The organism is Microbacterium sp. M1A1_1b (assembly GCF_053345565.1).
The window spans coordinates 158,445-174,139 of the sequence record NZ_JBKFAJ010000002.1; the positions used below are offsets into that span (position 1 = coordinate 158,445).

Here is a 15,695-nt window from a genome sequence, read left to right on the forward strand (position 1 = left end):
GCATGAGGCCGATGCGTTTGCCTCATGCCGGTCGATGGCTCGACACTAGCGGCATGAACGGCATCCTGTTCGTCCTGGTGGCGCTGACCTGGGGCTCGAGCTTCCTCTTCATGAAGATCGGGCTCGAGGGCCTGTCGCCGCAGCAGGTCGCGCTCGGACGCGTGCTGCTCGGGGCGCTGACCCTGCTCGTGATCCTGCTGGCGACCCGTCGTCGCTGGCCGCGCTCGAAGGCGTTGTGGGGGCACCTGCTCGTGCTGGCGGTGTTCCTGAACGCCGTGCCGTCCTCGCTCGTCGCGTGGGCGGAGCAGAGCGTGCCGAGCGGTCTGGCGAGCATCTACAACGCGACCACCCCGATCATGGTGCTGCTGGCGATGCCACTGCTGCTGCCCGCCGAACGGCTGCGTGGCCGGCAGCTCGCCGGGGTGCTGATCGGGATCGTGGGCGTGCTCGTGCTGGTCGGTCCGTGGGACCTGATCGGTGACCCGTCGGTCCTGGCGACCGTGCCGGCACAGCTCGCGCTGCTCGGCATGACCGCCTGCTACGGCTTCGGTCTGGCCTACATGCGGCGGTTCGTCGCGGGCAGCGGCCACGACGCCGTCACCCTGACCACCGTCCAGCTGACGCTGGCCGCCGGGCTGATGCTGCTGGTCGCGCCGGTCACGGCGACCGCGCCGATGCAGCTGGACTGGAGGATCGTGGCCGCGATGCTCGGACTGGGTTGCGTCGGCACGGGGCTGGCCTACATGTGGAACACGGGACTCGTCCAGGCCTGGGGGGCGGCGCGGGCCTCGACCGTCACGTACCTGACGCCCGTGGTCGGCGTGGTGCTGGGCGTCCTGGTGCTCGGGGAGCGGGTGCGGTGGAACGAACCCGTGGGCGGTGTGGTGATCCTGGTCGGGATCGCGCTGGCCTCCGGGGTGCTGCTGCTCCGGCGGCGTCGGGTCGTCGAGCGGGACGCCGTCGATCAGGCTGTGGTCGCGACCGACACCGCAGCGGCTCCGGCTGGTGTTCCGGACGATGTGCCCTCGGTCGCGCCGGAGACGCCGCAGGCCGTCAGCCGATCCGCTCGACCCTGACGTCCCAGCCCAGGTCGGCGGCCCGTCGTTCGAGCTCGGACACGTTCGACCGGCACAACGACTGCCCGGCGCCCGGGTAGTAGCGACGGATGGCCGCGGCCGGTACGAACCGGCCGCCCAGCGGGTCGTCGGTGCGCCGGACCTGCCACCAGCGGGCCGTCGCCTGCTCGAGGGCCGCGTCGAACGGCACCTCGACGTCGACGATCCGCAGCCGGTCGTACCCGGCGTCGTCGAGCTCGGACAGCAGGTCGTCCAGGTAGTCGACGCTCGACAGGGTGCCGTGCACGACGACGTTCTCGCCGTCGCGCAGGGACCGGCGGCGCAGGGTGTCGGCGACGGCGGTGGACTCGGCGTGCACGTACGCGGCGAGCTCCCGAGGCCGGACGGGGGCGCCGTCGACCAGCACCCGCGACGTCCACGCGTCGAGCAGTCCGTCGGCCGAGGCGCGTTCGAGCAGCGCGTCCTTGAAGTCGTCCGCGTCGATGTGCCGGTAGGCGTCGAGCTCGGGCATCCGGGACAGCGCCGTCGTCTTGCCCGAGCCGGGAGGCCCGGCGGTCACGACGACCGCGAGGGTGCCGTCGTCGGACGGTGCCGGCGTCTGTGCGGTGTGTGCGGCGAGCAACGTCTCGTGCAGCTTCAGCCGTTCGGCCGTGTACAGGAAGCCGTCCGGGGCGTACCGCAACCGGGTGCTGCCAGCGGGGTCCTCGGTCCACGGGTCGTCCAGGCACGCGGCCTGCAGGAAGGCCGCCAGGTCTGCGGCGGTGCGGTCGCGCAGGGCTCGGTCGTCCGGGTCGACGGCGGGGCGGTGTGTGTCCGACGCGGTGCTCACCGTGTGTGCGTCCGGCCGAGCCGCCCGGCGATCGCCTTGCGCACGGTCTCGTACTCGCCCTCGCTGATCAGCCCGTCCTGGAACGCCGCCGCCAGTTCCTTCGCCGTGCCGGTCTGCGCCGCGGCACTGTCGTAGCCGGAGTCGCGGGCCGGGATGCGGTGGGTCATCACCATCGTCGAGAGCTCCCGCACCATGGTGTCCGAGTCGATCAGGCCGGCCTGACGCTGCGAGATCACCTCGCGCGGCGACGGACGCGATGCCGTCAGCCCGCGGCGGGTCAGCCGCCGCGAGACCTCGGGTTGCGAGATGCCGGCCAGTCGGGCGATGTCGCGTTCGGACACGCCCAGGTCGGCGAGGTCGAAGATGCCGCGCCGCAGTTCCATCTCGGCCAGGTGCTGCTGCTCGCGGGAGTGCAGCACGCTCAACACCGCTGCCCGCACGGCCGCGGTGTCGCCGCCCATCCGTGCCGCCAGCGCGTCGACCAGGTGTTCGACGTCGTGTCGTGTCCGGCGCCCGGCTCCGCGTCGGGGGTCGAGGTTCGTCATGCTGACTCCGTTCCCGCTGACGCCGATCGTACCGCTGCGGACGGGGCGGTCCGCCAGGATGGGGTCGTGCGCACACGACTGATCGGCCGCGGGACGCTGACCGGCTTCCAGGTGGGGGTGGCCTGGGCCGCGGGGCTCTGGATCGCGGTCGTGGCCGTCGTCCCGACCACCGACCGCGACCGCGCCGCCGACTTCGCCGTGGCTGCCGCGGCGCTCGCCCCGGCACTCGTCCTCGTCGCGACGGCCGTCGGCACCGTGCTCGCCGCCATCGTCGCACCGGTCCTGGCGCGCCGCGGACCGTTCCGGTCCACCGTGCTGACCGTCTTCGCGCTCGTCGCGTTCTGCTGCTGGGGGTTCGTCGCCCAGGTGGTGCCGGCCGACCTCCTGCTGCGTCTGCCCGCCGACGGTGCGACCGGCAACACGGTGGTGCTGATCGTCACCGCCGTCGGTGCCGTCGTCGGGACTGCAGCGTCGCTGGTCGGGGCCGTTCGCCCGCTCCGGCGTCCGACGGCCGCGGTGGTGCGTCTCGTCACTGCGACCACGGTGCTCGGCGCTGCTGCGGGACTGCTCGGGTGGTGGCTGCGGCGCGGGAACACATCGTGGGCCTCGGGCCTGCCGGCCAGCGGCGACTTCATCGGCGCCGGCTTCGCCCAGGTGGACCTCGACGCCGACTGGGTCTGGGGTGTCGTCACCGGCGCGATGCTCGGCGTGCTCGTCGGGGTCGGCGCGGCCTGGACCGGCCCCCGGGTGTCGGTCGTGCCGATCGCCGCGCTCGCCGCTGCCGGGGCTGCGTTCGTCACGTCCGTGACGGGTGTGGCGTTCCCGGCGATCGACTTCGGAGCACCGATCGCACGGTTCCCGTCCATCGTCTCCCTGGCATGGTCGACGGGGACACTGCGTCCGGGCGAGATCGCGGTGACGGTGGTCGTCTGGGCCGCGGCCGGCGCGCTGTTCGGCGTGCTCGGGCTGGGCCTCGAGCGCGTCACGCGGGGCGGGGCACCTCGTGCTGGCGGTCCCATGGTTCCTCCCACCCCAGCCGGGTGAACAGCGCGTCGAGCAGTGACGCCGTGAAGCCCCAGACCACGTGTCGGCCGGTGTCGGTGTCGACCGTGAACGCCGGCCCGCGCCATTCACGGCCGTCCTGACGCAGCACGGTGACGCCCCGGTGGGTGGGGTCGAGCAGATCGGCGACGGGCGCGCGGAACACGGCGGCGGACTCGCCCTCGTCGACGACCCGCACGGGCGACGGGTGCTGCCACCAGCCGAGCACGGGTGTGACCAGGTGCCGTGAGAACGCGAGCGGCACAGCGGGCATCGCACCGAGCACCTCGACACCGGTCGGGTCGAGCCCGGTCTCCTCGTGCGCCTCGCGGAGCGCTGCCGCCGTGGCGTCAGCGTCGCCCGGGTCCAGCCGTCCGCCGGGGAAGGCGACCTGCCCCGGGTGCGCTCGGAGCGTCGTGGCGCGCGCGAGGAGCAGCACGTCGAGGTCCTGCGCGACGGCGGCATCGGCAGCGCGGTGGTCGCTCGGGACGTCGTCGAGCACGCCGAACAGCATGAGGACTGCGGCCTGACGGGGGGACTCGGCTGCGGGGACGTCCGACACCAGGGGGCGGAGGTCCCCGCGGACGGCGGCGGCCAGCTGGGCGTGTGCCGTTGCAGGCCGCTCGGTGGATCCGGTCACCATCCGAGCCTACGGTTCGACCGGCGTCGTCGCGGTCGTCGCGGTGGTCGTCGGCGTCGTCGCACGAAGGGACCGGACCATGCTCCGCAGTGTCGTGCGTGCTGCCTGCAGCGCATCGGCGTCGAGTCCGTCGAGCATGCGGACCTCGACCGCGCGGACCGCCAGGGTCGCCTGGCCGAGCAGCCTGCGGCCCTTCGGTGTCAGTCGGGTGGGCAGCACCTTGCCGACCGGCGCGGCTTCGGGACGGGAGACCTCGCCGTTCCGCTCGAGCGCCTGCAGCAGGACGTTCATCGACTGCCGGGTCACGAACGTGCCCCGCGCCAGCTCGGAGTTGCTCAACCCCGGTCGCTGCGCGAGCAGCTCGAGGCACGAGTAGTGCGTGATGGTCATGCCGAGCGGCCGGAGGGCACCTTCCATCGCGGTGCGCAGGGCACTGGCGGCTTCCTTCAGCAGGTACCCGAGCGAGGTCTCGAGATCGATCCCGTCGTCCACTTGACTCATGTCAGCATTCTGACATAGATTGACTCGTGTCAGTCAACTGACACACACCGAAGGAGCGCACCATGCCGGTCACCGGACCCGACTTCATCTCGCTGCAGGTCACCGACCTCGACGCCTCGCAGGCCTTTTACGAGCACTACCTGGGCCTGGAGCGCTCGCCGGCCGGGCCACCGCACGCGGTCGTCTTCACGACCAGCCCCGTCGCCTTCGCCCTGCGCGACGTCGTCCCCGGCACCGACATCGCGGGTCAGGCGCAGCCGGGCCTCGGCGCCGCGATCTGGCTGCACGCCACCGACGTGCAGGCCATCCACGACGCGCTGGTCGCCGACGGACACACCATCGTCGCGGACCCGATCGACGGACCCTTCGGTCGCACGTTCACGTTCGCCGACCCGGACGGCTACCACGTGACCCTCCACGACCGCGCCTGACGCCCACCGTGGCCGCGGTCCGTAGGCTCGGCGCATGACGTCACCGGTGCGACTGCTCCTCGCCTCGTCGCACCCGGGCCCGACGGTCACGGTCACCGTGCTGGCTGCGGTCATCGCCGCCGCGGTCGGCCATCCCGTCCGGCTGGTCGTCCTGGTGGCGCTGACCGTGGTCGCGGGGCAGCTGTCGATCGGGTTGGCGAACGACTGGATCGATGCCGACCGCGATCGCGCAGTCGGCCGCTCCGACAAGCCCGTCGCGCAGGGCCACATCGCCGCTGGCACCGTCCGCAACGCGGCCTTCGGCACAGCGGCGGCCGCGGTCGTGCTCTCGCTGTTCCTCGGGCCGGTCGCCGCGGTCGCGCACCTGGTGCTGGTCGCCGCCGGGTGGGCCTACGACGCGGGCCTGAAGCGGTCGATCTGGTCCGTGGCGCCGTTCGTCGTCGCCTTCGGTCTGCTCCCGGTGGTCGCCGTCTCCGCCGGTCCCGCGTCGCAGCTGCCGGCGCCATGGGCCATCGGCACCGGGGCGGTCTTCGGCATCGCGATCCACTGCACGAACGTGCTGCCGGACCTGGTGGACGACGCGGCGACCGACGTCCGCGGGTTCCCGCACCGACTCGGCCTGCACGCCGCCGGGGTCGTCGCGTTCGGGGCACTGGTCGTCGCCGCCGGGCTGGTCCTGTTCGGGCAGCTGTCCGGCGGTGACCCGGTGCGCGGCCTCGGGGTCGTCCTCGCCGTCGTGGGCACGGTGGTGGTGGTCGTGCTGGCTGTCGTCGGCGTGCGTCTGGTGCTGACCGGGCCGCCGACGCGCACGCTGTTCCGGTTGGTGATCGCGTCGTCGCTCGTGCTGGTCGTCGAGCTCGGACTGGCCGGGGCGCGGCTCGTCGCCTGAGCTGCGCGGCTCAGGACGGCAGCGGCAACGGCGACGGCGACGGCAACGGCAACGGCAACGGCTACGCCTACGCCTACGCCCAGCGCATCGCGTACTGCCGCGCCAGCACGCCCGACGACGGCAGGCCCAGCACCGTCCGCAACAGCACCTCGCGTCCCAGGATGCCGAGGCCGGCCGCCCGGCCACCGAGCAGCATGTTCGCCTCGGCCTGCCGCGCTGCCCGCTGAGCGACCGCCTGCCGGTGCGCGGCGTACGCGGGCCACGGACCGGCCGATCCGGTCCGGACGCCCTCGGCCAGCAGCGGCGCCAGCTCGGCGGCGTCGAGCCAGCCGAGGTTCATGCCCTGACCGCCGATCGGGCTGATCTCGTGCGCGGCGTCCCCGATCAGCACGACCCGCCCCACGCCCACCCGTCCGGCCTGCCGTCGGCGGATCCGGAAGCCGCTCAGCATCGAGTTCGTGGCCGGGTCCGGGGTCGCCCCCGTGCGTCGATGGACGGTGTCTGCCAGGGCGCCGGCGTCGACCTCGTCCGCAGCTGGCGTCCGTCGACCGACGAGTGCGACGTACCGACGACGTCGGTCGGGCAGCGGGAAGGACTCGACGACGCCGTCCGGTCCCACGTCGACCAGGGCGTCCTGGCGGGCAGCGACGGGCTCGGGGTCGGCGAAGTCACCCATCACGTAGCGGTCCGGGTAGTCACGCCCGGTCGTGCCGATGCCGAGCAGGTCGCGTACGGTGCTGCGGGCACCGTCAGCGCCGACGACGAAGGACGCCCGCAGCGCGACCGGGCTGCTGTCGGGGCCGGTGCCGACCGCGTCGACGTGGTCCCGGTGGCGGTGCAGCGCGGTGAGTGCGGTTCCCGTGCTGACCGCTCCGGGTGCCGCCGCATCGAGGCGGGCACGCAGGATCCGCTCGGTGCGGTGCTGGTCGAGCGTCACGACGTAGGGGTGCGTCACCGAGGCCTGGTCGAAGGACAGCGTCCCGAGCGTCCGACCCCGGCTGCGGGCGACGCCCCGGCGCACCAGCGCGGCCTCGGCGAGCACCGGCGCGGCGGCATCGATCGCAGCGAAGGCGTCGAGCGACGGCGGGTGGATGCCGATCGCGCGCGAGCCGGACGGCAGCGCGTCACGCCGTTCCCAGACCTGCACGTCGACGCCGGCATGGGCCAGCAGCGCGCCCAGGAACAGCCCGACGGGCCCACCGCCGACCACCAGGACTCCGGTCCGCGCAACGGTCACGCCCTGAGCCTACGGAGCAGCCGGGCCGGCGGGGGTCGTGAGCCGGATCGCGCGACAGACCGGCCCGGGCCGCCCCGTCGCGCCCCGCGCCTCAGCGAACGGTCTGCGTGGCGGAACGCTCCGCTGCCAACAGGCGCCGGGCCTCCCGGAACCGGCGGCGGAGCTGCTCCACCGGGACTTCGACCGCGTAGGCCGCGCCGACGGCCACCAGGATCGCCGCACCGAGCAGCCACACCCAGTCGAACGCCCCGAAGGCACTCGACGCGACCGTGCCCAGCAGCGCGATGACGAGCGGGTGCCAGAGGTACGCCGAGTACGAGACGCGTCGGCCGAACCAGGCCATCGGCGTCCACGACAGTGCGATCGACAGCGGGCTGCGCACCGAGACGAGTCCGCCGATCAGCAGTGCCGAGACGATCCCGGTCGCGGGCAGCAGCAGGCCGAAGGTCCACGCGTGCTGCGTCCAGTCGTCGTCGATCCAGAACTGCACCGCTGTTAGCACCACGATGCCGATCCACGTGCCGAGGTGCCCCGCAAGCCCCTTGGCCCAGGCGCGGACCCGTTCGTCGTCGAGCAGCAGTGCGAGCAGGCAGCCCGTCGCGAGCGGCACCAGGCCGAGCACGGGCGAGAAGTACACGTCCGGCGTCGATCCGCTGCCGGGGGTCCGGTAGCTCAGCCACGACCCGACCGAGGCGGCGACGATGACCACCGCGAGCCCGGCCATGAGTGCACGGCGACGAGCCCGGAGCGCGAAGAGCAGCACCAGGACCGGCGGCCAGACCAGGTAGAACTGCTCCTCCATCGACAGGCTCCACGTGTGCGCGAAGACGCCCTGCGTGGTGTCCCAGAACGAGCGGAACAGGTTGCCGGTGTAGCTCAGGGCGATGAACGCCGCTTCGCCGGGGCCGAACGACGCGCCCTTGTAGTCGCCGACCCACGACCACAGGGCCAGGCCGACGACGACCATCACGAGCAAGGCCGGGTAGAGCCGCAGCAGCCGTTTCAGCCAGAACGACCCGAGCCGGATCCGCCCGGTGCGCCGGTGCTCGCCGAGCAGCAGCGTGGTGATCAGGAAGCCGGAGAGCACGAAGAAGACCGTCACGCCGATGAAGCCGCCCTCGAAGCCGGCGACGTGCAGGTGGTACAGCATCACGATGACGATCGCGACGGTACGCAGGCCGTCGAGCGCGGTGGCCCGGCTGGCGAGTGGGGATCGGTCGGCGGGTCGCCCGGTCGCGGGCTTCGCCGGGGCAGCGGTGGCCGCGGGGGCCGCGGGGCGCTGGGTCAGCGTGCTCGTGGACATCCATCGAGGATGCTCCGGCTCCCCATGAGCGACCTCAGTGTCCGGGGTGCAACAACTCCGTCAGGGCCCGCATCCGCTCGTGGACGATCTCGCTCAGGGAGCGGTCCTCGTCGGGGGCGATCCACTGCTGGAACGACAGGTGGAACACCGTCACGCCGGTCTCAGCGGCCAGGGTGGCGGCCGGTTCGGTCACGCCACGCTCGCGCAGCGCCTGGCCGATGCGGACGGTGAGCGTGGCCAGTTTGCCGAGTTCGCGTTCCCTCAGGGACGGTTCGCCCTCGATGATCGGTTGCCGCATCTGCGACCAGGCACGACGGTCGTCCGGGAAGAACGAGCCCGTCGCCTCGAGTGCCCGGGCGATCAGGTCGAACGGTGCCGTGTCGTCCGGTGCCTGGGCGATGGGGTCGAGGAACAGCGCGACGAAGTCATCCTGTCCGGAGAACAGGACCTCGCGCTTGTCCGCGAAGTGCCGGAAGAAGGTGCGCTCGGTGACCTCGGTTGCGGCGGCGATCTCGGCGACGGTCGTCTGCTCGAACCCGCGCTCGGCGAACAGCTGCAGCGCCACGGACATCAGGCGTTCGCGGGTCCCTGGTTGCCATCGAGCCATACGGAGAGTCTACTGATGACAGCGGCTGACATGAAGTGCTAGCGTGATGTCAGTGGGTGACATCAGTCGTCCATGACCCGTAGCGTCTGGAAGGACCACCCCATGCACGTGTTCGTCACCGGAGCCTCCGGCTGGATCGGCTCCGCCACCGTCGACGACCTGGTCGCCGCCGGTCACCAGGTCACGGGCCTGGCTCGTTCCGACGCCTCGGCTCGCGCGGTCGCGGCCGCCGGCGCCACACCCCTGCGCGGCGACCTCGACGACCTCGACGCCCTGCGCCGCGGTGCGTCGGACGCCGACGCGGTGGTGCACCTGGCCAACAAGCACGACTGGTCGGACCCCGCGGCCACGAACGCGTCGGAGCGTGCCGCGGTCGAGGCACTGGGCGAGGTCCTGGTCGGCACCGACCGTCCGTTCGTCGTGGCCTCGGGGATCGCCGGTCTGGCGGGCGACCGACCCGCGCTCGAGACCGACCCGTCGCCGTTCTCGGGACCTGACGCGATGCGCGGGGGCAGCGAGAACCGGGCGTTCGACTTCGTCGAGCGGGGTGTCCGCACCATCGCCGCACGGTTCGCCCCGACCGTGCACGGCACCGGTGACCACGGCTTCATCGCCCTGATCGTCGCGGCCGCACGGCAGCACGGGGTGTCCGCCTACGTCGGCGAAGGCACGAACGGCTGGTCCGCGGTGCACCGCTCGGACGCGGCACGTCTGGTGCGGCTCGGGCTCGAGCAGGCGCCGGCAGGCACCCGCCTGCACGCCACGGCCGAGACCTCGGTACCCACGCGAGCCATCGCCGAGGCCATCGGCGCTGCACTCGGGCTGCCGGTCACGTCCGTCGACCCGGCCGACGCCGTCGCGCACTTCGGCTTCATCGGGCAGTTCTTCGGCATGGAGATGTCGGGCGACTCCACGGCGACGCGTTCGCTGCTCGGGTGGCAGCCCGTCGGACCCACGCTCGCCGAGGACATCGCGGCCGGCGCGTACTCCGGGGCGCGTGCGGCGTAGGCCGGCCACGGCCGGACAGGAGGCTCGTGGCGGCCGCACCCCGCGCCTCCCGTCGCGCGGGGGTCGCGCTGGTGCGCGCCTGGTCGCCTGGTGCGGGCGTGTTGCCTCTCACGGGGCGGCCAGCCTCGCACGGGCGGACGAGCTCGCACCGGATGGCGGACCCGGCACCGTGCGGCCAGGGCCAGGGCCAGGGCCAGGGCCAGGGCCAGGGCCAGGGGCCGCTACTCGGCCTTCTGCATCTGCCAGGGCTCGGGCTCGCGGTCCCCGTTCGGCCGCACCGGCCGGACGTCACCGACGATCGGGATCGAGCGCTTCCGCATGAACCACAGGTAGCGGACGAAGAAGTGCGACAGCGTCGACAGCCGGTTGCCGTTGCCGAGCAGCGACGCGATGTGCACCGCGACCCAGGCCGCCCACGCCACCGGCCCGACCATCGTGATGCCGCCACGCAACTGTGCGACCGCCGCGTTCGTGCCGATCGTCGCCATCGTGCCCTTGTCGAAGTACTTCAGCGGCTCGGTGGGCTTGCCGTGCATGGTGCGGACGATCTGCTTGGCGATGTGCTTGCCACCCTGCAGCGCCGGCTGGGCCAGCTGTGCGAGCGCGTCGTCCTGCGCCGCGATGTCCCCGGCGGCCCAGATGCCGTCGACGCCCTTCACGCTCAGGTCGTCGTTCACCTGGATGCGGCCGCCGTGGGTCTGCGGCATGCCCCAGTTCGACACCTCCTTGTGCGCGGCGACGCCCGTGGCCCAGATGACCTGCGACGCCGGGATGAACTCGCCCGAGGCCGTCATCACGCCGTCCTGGCGCACCTCGGACACGCCCGTGTTCAGGCGGAGCACGACACCGCGCTTGCGCAGCACCTTCGCCGCGTACCGTCGGAGTCGGGGCGCGAAGGGCTTCAGCAGCTCGCCGCTCCGGTGCACGAGCGTGATGGTGATGTTCCCGCGGCTGATCTCCGGGTACGCGCTCTCGAGTGCCTGGTCGCGGAGCTCGGCCAGCGCTCCGGCCATCTCGACACCCGTCGCGCCGCCGCCGACGATGACGATCCGGATCTCGTCCGGGCCCTGGTTGGCGGCCGCTTCCTCGAGCCGGGTGAACAGCTCGTCGCGGATGCGCAGAGCCTGCGAGCGGGAGTACATCGAGTACGCGTACTCGTAGGCGCCCGGGGTGCCGAAGTAGCTCGTGTTGACGCCGTTGGCCAGGATCAGGTGGTCGTAGTGCAGGTCCTCGCCGTCGGACATCTCGGCGATCTTCTCGTCGGGCCGGATGTTCGTCAGCAGCCCGTGGCGGAACTCGGCGTTGTCCTGGCGTGCGCGCAGGCTGCGCAGGAAGTACGTCACGTCACCCGCGTTCAGGCCACCCGTCGCCACCTGGTACATGAGCGGCTGGAACATGTTGTAGACGTGACGGTCGACGAGCGTGATGCGGACCGATGCGTCGGCGAGCTCGCGCATCGCGGCGATGCCGGCGAATCCACCGCCGACGATGACGACGTGCGGGCGGGTGTCCTGCGGCATGGTGAGCTCCGTGGGTGATGCGGTCAACGGCACCCCCGAGGGTACGCCGCCTGGGCGTCTCCCCGGTTCACGGCCTGGAGGCCCGGCTCACCGCCGTCAGTCGGCGAACGGCCCGTAGGTGCTCAGGACGTTGCCCTTGCTGGTCACGGTGCTGCTGACCAGCCGCAGGCGCGTGGGCGGGTCGGTCGGCTCGAACAGCTTGCGCCCGGTGCCGGCGATCGCCGGGTGCACCATGAGCTGGAGCTCGTCGAGCAGCCCCGCGAACAGCAGACTGCGGACGAGCGTGACACTGCCGCACACCGCGATCTCGCCGCCGTCCTGCTGCTTCAGGTCGCGCACGAACGCGTGCACGTCGCCCTGGATGAGCGAGGCGTTCTGCCACGACAGGTCGGGGCCGAGCGTCGTCGAGGCGACGTGCTTCTCGATCGGGTTGATCCACTGGCCGAACGGGTCCTCGGGGTGGGCAGGCCACCATTCCGACCACTCGGCGTAGCTGTTCCGACCGAGCAGCACGGTGTCGGTGCGGCCCATGAACGTGCCCATCGCCGCCCCGAGCTCGTCGTCGAAGCTGTCGTACTGGAAGTTGTACGGGTCCTGCACGACGCCGTCGACCGACGCGAACAGTCCAGAGGTCACCTTGCGCATGGTCGGAGGGTAGCGCTCAGCCGTTCGTACCGGAACCGTTCGTGCCCGTACCCATGCCGGAGTCCGTGCCGCTGCCCTGGCCCGGGAACGTGCCGGTGCCGCCGCCCCGGCCGGGGAACCCGTTCGAGCCCTGCCCGGGGAACTGCGTGGTCGAGCTCGACTGGTGTGCCCCGATCGCGTGGCCGATCGCGAAGCCCGCGCCACCGCCCGCGAGCAGTGCCGCCAGGCCCACGGCGACCGCGATCACGGGCCAGAACCACGGCGGCCGGGGCTTGGCGGGCACGGTCGTCGCCGCGGCGCCGTACCAGGGCGTGGGGCCAGCGGGGGCCTGCCCGTACTGGTTCGTGGGGCCGGCCGGGGCCTGTCCGTACTGGTTCGTGGGGGCGTACGGGTTCGGTGCGCCGTACTGCTGGTCGGGTCCGGCAGGCGGAGCGCTGGCCCAGCCCGCGTCGGCACGGGCAGCCTGGTCGTCGTCGCGGACCGCGGGGTCCGTGCGGGGGAGATCGTTCATGGACGACATCCCACGCCGCGAACACAAGAGGACCCGATGACCCGGCTGCCCAGCACCTGGGGAGTGCGTCCTGCGTACGCTCGAGGTGTGCGCGCGCTGGTGGAGACGGTCTCGGTCGACGGTGTGCTCGTGCGGCTCCGGACGATGGCTCCCGCGGGTCGTCGCCGTGATGCCCTGGCTCCCACGATCGTGCTGGTGCACGGCATCGGGATGTCCCACCGCTCGTTCGCCCGGTCCCAGCGCGTCCTGTCCCGCAGCCACCGCACGATCGCCGTCGACCTGCCCGGGTTCGGCGGACTGCCGCCGGTCGGACGTCGGCTCGAGGTCCACGAGCTCGCCGACGTCGTCATGCGGGCCGTGCGGTCCCGGGGCGTGCACGAGTGCGTCCTGGTCGGGCAGTCGATGGGCTCGCAGGTCGTGGTCGCAGCTGCGTTGCACCACCCTGACGCCGTGGTGTCCGTCGTGCTCGTCGGACCGGTCGTCGACGACCGGCACCGGTCGCTGCCCTGGCTGGCGGCAGCGCTCGGTCGTGACGGACTGGTCGAGGACGCCCGCATGAACGTCGTGCTGCTGACCGACTACTTCCGGAGCCTGCGGCAGTACGTGCGCCAGCTCACGCCGATGCTCCGCTATCCGATGCTCGACGCCGTGGCGGCTCTGCGCGTGCCCGTCCTGGTCGTGCGCGGCAGCCGCGACCCGATCGCCCGCAGCGCGTGGGCGGGACGCCTGACCCGTGCGGCGCGGGACGGGACCCTGGTCGAGCTGTACGGCGGGCACCACGTGCAGGAGCACCAGCCTGGGCCGTTCGCGGAACTCGTCGACGAGTTCCGCCAGGCCCGGTCGCTCGAGGCGACCCGGTGAGTGGTGGCGACCCGGTGAGCGGAGGCGACCCGGTGAGCGGAGGCGACCCGGTGAGCGGAGGCGACCCGGTGAGCGACCCGACCACTGCGGGCGGTGAGCCGGTCCGTGTGGGGGGAGTCGTGCCTCCAGTCCGGGTGGGGGTGGTGCGGCGCGCCTGGTGGGCCGCGCTCGACTGGGTCTATGCGGCGGTGTGGCAGGTCCGGAGTCTGGGGCCGACCACGCCCGACGACTACCTGACCGGTGACGGGGCGCCCGTCGTCGTCGTGCCGGGTGTCTACGAGACGTGGCACTTCATGCGACCCCTGATGGACGCCCTGCACGACGAGGGGCACCCCGTGCACGTCCTCGCCTCGTTGCGACACAACCTGCGACCGGTGCCGGTGTCGGCAGCCGAGGTGATGGCGTCCATCGACGAGCTCGACCTGCACGACGTGCTGCTCGTGACGCACAGCAAGGGCGGGTTGATCGGCAAGTACGCCATGACGGAGCTCGACCCGGACGGCCGCATCGACCGGATGGTCGCCGTGTCGACGCCGTTCGGGGGGTCGCGGTACGCGGATCTGGCTCCCGTGGCGCACCTGCGCGTGTTCCGTGCGACGGACCCGGTGCTGTCGGCGCTGGCGCAGGAGCGCGACGTGAACGCGCGGATCACCTCGGTGTACGGCGTGTTCGACACGCTCATCCCCGGCGGCAGCGAGCTCGTCGGGGCCGCGAACGTGCGGCTGCCGCTCGGCGGGCACTTCCGGATCCTCGGCGATGCGCGGACGCGCGCCGCGGTGCTGACGGCGGCGCACCCACGCTGAGCCCGCGAGCACCGTGCGGGGCCGCACCGTGCGGGGCCGCGCACGGTGCGAGGTTGCACCCTCGTGCGGGGTCGATCGCCCGGTGCCGGGCAACAACCCCGCACCGGGCGGCCGCTCTGCACGGGATAGGAACCTCGCACGGTGCTGCGCGGCGCACGAGGTCGCGAACCCCGCACCGTGCGGGGACAGCGGCCTCAGCGCGCGCGGACGCTCGCGCGCTCGACGATGCGGTGCGGGATCACGACCGTGGACGGGGCCGCGTGGCGATCCGCGATCCGCGCGGTCAGCAGGTCGAGGGCGGCATCGGCGAAGGCCCGCCGGTCGAACGCCACGGTGGTGAGCGCCGGGATCGCGAACGCAGCGCCGTCGACGTCGTCGAACCCGATCACGCTGACCTGGTCGGGCACGCGGATGCCGCGGGCAGCCAGCACGTGCAGCACGCCGAACGCGATCGAGTCCGAGAACGCGAAGACGGCGTCGGGCAGCGGGCCGCGGAGTGCGGACAGCCAGGCGTCGAAGTCGGCGGCGGCGTCGGCGGTCGACCACCCCCGCAGCGGGACCCGCAGCGTCGGGTCCGGCTGCACACCTGCCTGACGCAGCGCGGCCTCGTGTCCGCTGATGCGGAGCTCGCTCGTCGCCGTCCGGAGCCGGCGGTCCGAGCGCGGGTCGGGCGCGCCCACGGCGGCGATGCGACGGTGTCCACGGTCGAGCAGGAACGTCGTGACCTCGTGCGCCGCGGCCACGCTGTCGACGTGCACCTGGTCGACCTGCTCGGGTTCGACCTCGCCGATCACGACCGTCGGCGGCAGACCAGCGGTCGACGCCAGGACGCTGGCGCTCAGGGACACCGGGTTCAGGATCAGCCCGTCCACCAGGTGTGCCCGAGCGCGTGAGACCAGCTGTCGCTCACGCTCGGGGTCGTTCGCGGTCTGGTCGAGCTGGACGACCCAGTCCCGGTCGCGGGCGAGTTCGACGAACCAGCGGGCGAGCTCGGCGGAGTAGGCACTGCTCATCTCCGGCAGGGTCAGCGCGATCACGCCGGAGCGGCCGTTGCGCAGTCCGCGGGCGGACAGGTTCGGCACGTAGTCGAGCTGCGCCAGCGCCTGTTCGACGCGCTCGCGGGTGTCCGGCCGGACGACGACCCCGCCGTTGATGACGTTCGAGACGGTCTTCGGTGAGACCCCGGCCAGGGTTGCCACGTCCCGCACGGTCGCTCGCATGGAGTCACCGTAGCGCTCCGCCGTCCGG

The 15,695-nt window shown here is 72.7% G+C and carries 18 protein-coding genes; 7 read left to right on the forward strand and 11 right to left on the reverse strand.

Going from position 1 to position 15,695, the window contains the following annotated elements; genetic code table 11:
- Positions 1-53 precede the first annotated feature (53 nt).
- On the forward strand, positions 54-1,076 hold the full coding sequence (locus tag ACLBWP_RS05345; RefSeq protein WP_243562655.1) for a DMT family transporter: 1,023 nt from the start codon (positions 54-56) through the stop codon (positions 1,074-1,076).
- Here the strand turns inward: ACLBWP_RS05345 and ACLBWP_RS05350 are convergent.
- Both ACLBWP_RS05350 and ACLBWP_RS05355 read right to left on the reverse strand, forming a co-directional pair.
- Complete coding sequence (locus ACLBWP_RS05350) at positions 1,054-1,905, reverse strand: zeta toxin family protein (RefSeq protein WP_447654378.1); 852 nt, start codon at positions 1,903-1,905, stop codon at positions 1,054-1,056. The two genes, ACLBWP_RS05345 and ACLBWP_RS05350, sit on opposite strands and share 23 nt — an antisense overlap.
- Entirely contained in the window at positions 1,902-2,450 is a 549-nt protein-coding gene (locus ACLBWP_RS05355; RefSeq protein ID WP_243562650.1) for a hypothetical protein, read from the reverse strand. Before ACLBWP_RS05355 ends, ACLBWP_RS05350 begins: the two co-directional genes overlap by 4 nt.
- 66 nt (positions 2,451-2,516) lie before the next feature.
- On the opposite strand from ACLBWP_RS05355, the gene ACLBWP_RS05360 reads away from it, so the two are divergent.
- Positions 2,517-3,494, forward strand: a complete 978-nt coding sequence (locus ACLBWP_RS05360; RefSeq protein ID WP_447654379.1) for a hypothetical protein — start codon at positions 2,517-2,519, stop codon at positions 3,492-3,494.
- Here the strand turns inward: ACLBWP_RS05360 and ACLBWP_RS05365 are convergent.
- Positions 3,433-4,131: an NUDIX hydrolase gene (locus ACLBWP_RS05365; RefSeq protein WP_447654380.1), complete on the reverse strand. Its 699-nt coding sequence runs from the start codon at positions 4,129-4,131 to the stop codon at positions 3,433-3,435. The two genes, ACLBWP_RS05360 and ACLBWP_RS05365, sit on opposite strands and share 62 nt — an antisense overlap.
- Positions 4,132-4,140: 9 nt before the next feature.
- The gene (locus ACLBWP_RS05370; RefSeq protein WP_447654381.1) at positions 4,141-4,632 is read right to left on the reverse strand and encodes a MarR family winged helix-turn-helix transcriptional regulator; all 492 of its coding nucleotides are present in this window, start codon (positions 4,630-4,632) and stop codon (positions 4,141-4,143) included.
- 62 nt (positions 4,633-4,694) lie between these two features.
- Between ACLBWP_RS05370 and ACLBWP_RS05375 the strand changes: the two genes are divergently transcribed.
- Together ACLBWP_RS05375 and ACLBWP_RS05380 are read left to right on the forward strand one after the other, a co-directional pair.
- Positions 4,695-5,063, forward strand: a complete 369-nt coding sequence (locus tag ACLBWP_RS05375; RefSeq protein ID WP_243562642.1) for a VOC family protein — start codon at positions 4,695-4,697, stop codon at positions 5,061-5,063.
- A 34-nt stretch (positions 5,064-5,097) separates the two neighbouring features.
- Positions 5,098-5,952 (forward strand): UbiA family prenyltransferase, encoded by an 855-nt coding sequence (locus ACLBWP_RS05380; RefSeq protein ID WP_447654382.1) that lies wholly within the window; start codon positions 5,098-5,100, stop codon positions 5,950-5,952.
- Between the two features lie 73 nt (positions 5,953-6,025).
- On the opposite strand, the gene ACLBWP_RS05385 is transcribed toward ACLBWP_RS05380, so the two are convergent.
- The 3 genes from ACLBWP_RS05385 to ACLBWP_RS05395 form a co-directional block, all read right to left on the reverse strand.
- On the reverse strand, positions 6,026-7,189 hold the full coding sequence (locus tag ACLBWP_RS05385; protein ID WP_447654383.1) for an FAD-dependent oxidoreductase: 1,164 nt from the start codon (positions 7,187-7,189) through the stop codon (positions 6,026-6,028).
- Between the two features lie 91 nt (positions 7,190-7,280).
- Entirely contained in the window at positions 7,281-8,492 is a 1,212-nt protein-coding gene (locus ACLBWP_RS05390) for an acyltransferase family protein (RefSeq protein ID WP_447654384.1), read from the reverse strand.
- A 34-nt stretch (positions 8,493-8,526) separates the two neighbouring features.
- Positions 8,527-9,099 (reverse strand): TetR family transcriptional regulator, encoded by a 573-nt coding sequence (locus ACLBWP_RS05395; protein WP_447654385.1) that lies wholly within the window; start codon positions 9,097-9,099, stop codon positions 8,527-8,529.
- Positions 9,100-9,171: 72 nt separating this feature from the next.
- Here ACLBWP_RS05395 and ACLBWP_RS05400 point away from each other — a divergent pair, with 72 nt between their 5' ends.
- Positions 9,172-10,107 carry an SDR family oxidoreductase gene (locus ACLBWP_RS05400; protein WP_447654386.1) on the forward strand — a complete coding sequence of 312 codons (936 nt, stop codon included), beginning with the start codon at positions 9,172-9,174 and terminating at the stop codon, positions 10,105-10,107.
- A 221-nt stretch (positions 10,108-10,328) separates the two neighbouring features.
- Here ACLBWP_RS05400 and ACLBWP_RS05405 read toward each other — a convergent pair whose 3' ends face one another.
- From ACLBWP_RS05405 to ACLBWP_RS05415, 3 genes are all read right to left on the reverse strand, one after another.
- On the reverse strand, positions 10,329-11,654 hold the full coding sequence (locus ACLBWP_RS05405; RefSeq protein ID WP_447654387.1) for an NAD(P)/FAD-dependent oxidoreductase: 1,326 nt from the start codon (positions 11,652-11,654) through the stop codon (positions 10,329-10,331).
- A gap of 69 nt (positions 11,655-11,723) precedes the next feature.
- Complete coding sequence (locus ACLBWP_RS05410) at positions 11,724-12,272, reverse strand: dihydrofolate reductase family protein (RefSeq protein WP_447654388.1); 549 nt, start codon at positions 12,270-12,272, stop codon at positions 11,724-11,726.
- A 16-nt stretch (positions 12,273-12,288) separates the two neighbouring features.
- The gene (locus ACLBWP_RS05415; RefSeq protein WP_447654389.1) at positions 12,289-12,783 is read right to left on the reverse strand and encodes a hypothetical protein; all 495 of its coding nucleotides are present in this window, start codon (positions 12,781-12,783) and stop codon (positions 12,289-12,291) included.
- An 87-nt stretch (positions 12,784-12,870) separates the two neighbouring features.
- On the opposite strand from ACLBWP_RS05415, the gene ACLBWP_RS05420 reads away from it, so the two are divergent.
- Both ACLBWP_RS05420 and ACLBWP_RS05425 read left to right on the forward strand, forming a co-directional pair.
- On the forward strand, positions 12,871-13,644 hold the full coding sequence (locus ACLBWP_RS05420) for an alpha/beta fold hydrolase (RefSeq protein ID WP_447654390.1): 774 nt from the start codon (positions 12,871-12,873) through the stop codon (positions 13,642-13,644).
- A gap of 119 nt (positions 13,645-13,763) precedes the next feature.
- The gene (locus ACLBWP_RS05425; RefSeq protein WP_447654391.1) at positions 13,764-14,447 is read left to right on the forward strand and encodes an esterase/lipase family protein; all 684 of its coding nucleotides are present in this window, start codon (positions 13,764-13,766) and stop codon (positions 14,445-14,447) included.
- A 194-nt stretch (positions 14,448-14,641) separates the two neighbouring features.
- Here the strand turns inward: ACLBWP_RS05425 and ACLBWP_RS05430 are convergent, their stop codons facing one another.
- The gene (locus ACLBWP_RS05430; RefSeq protein WP_447654392.1) at positions 14,642-15,667 is read right to left on the reverse strand and encodes a LacI family DNA-binding transcriptional regulator; all 1,026 of its coding nucleotides are present in this window, start codon (positions 15,665-15,667) and stop codon (positions 14,642-14,644) included.
- Positions 15,668-15,695: the final 28 nt, after the last annotated feature.

What these genes read in the sequence shown, in the direction of transcription:
- ACLBWP_RS05345 (WP_243562655.1), top strand. Translation starts at nt 54, where the DNA reads ATGAACGGCATCCTGTTCGTCCTGGTGGCGCTGACCTGGGGCTCGAGC.
- ACLBWP_RS05355 (WP_243562650.1), bottom strand. Translation starts at nt 2,450, where the DNA reads ATGACGAACCTCGACCCCCGACGCGGAGCCGGGCGCCGGACACGACAC.
- ACLBWP_RS05370 (WP_447654381.1), bottom strand. Translation starts at nt 4,632, where the DNA reads ATGAGTCAAGTGGACGACGGGATCGATCTCGAGACCTCGCTCGGGTAC.
- ACLBWP_RS05375 (WP_243562642.1), top strand. Translation starts at nt 4,695, where the DNA reads ATGCCGGTCACCGGACCCGACTTCATCTCGCTGCAGGTCACCGACCTC.
- ACLBWP_RS05380 (WP_447654382.1), top strand. Translation starts at nt 5,098, where the DNA reads ATGACGTCACCGGTGCGACTGCTCCTCGCCTCGTCGCACCCGGGCCCG.
- ACLBWP_RS05390 (WP_447654384.1), bottom strand. Translation starts at nt 8,492, where the DNA reads ATGTCCACGAGCACGCTGACCCAGCGCCCCGCGGCCCCCGCGGCCACC.
- ACLBWP_RS05395 (WP_447654385.1), bottom strand. Translation starts at nt 9,099, where the DNA reads ATGGCTCGATGGCAACCAGGGACCCGCGAACGCCTGATGTCCGTGGCG.
- ACLBWP_RS05400 (WP_447654386.1), top strand. Translation starts at nt 9,172, where the DNA reads ATGACCCGTAGCGTCTGGAAGGACCACCCCATGCACGTGTTCGTCACC.
- ACLBWP_RS05410 (WP_447654388.1), bottom strand. Translation starts at nt 12,272, where the DNA reads ATGCGCAAGGTGACCTCTGGACTGTTCGCGTCGGTCGACGGCGTCGTG.
- ACLBWP_RS05415 (WP_447654389.1), bottom strand. Translation starts at nt 12,783, where the DNA reads ATGAACGATCTCCCCCGCACGGACCCCGCGGTCCGCGACGACGACCAG.
- ACLBWP_RS05430 (WP_447654392.1), bottom strand. Translation starts at nt 15,667, where the DNA reads ATGCGAGCGACCGTGCGGGACGTGGCAACCCTGGCCGGGGTCTCACCG.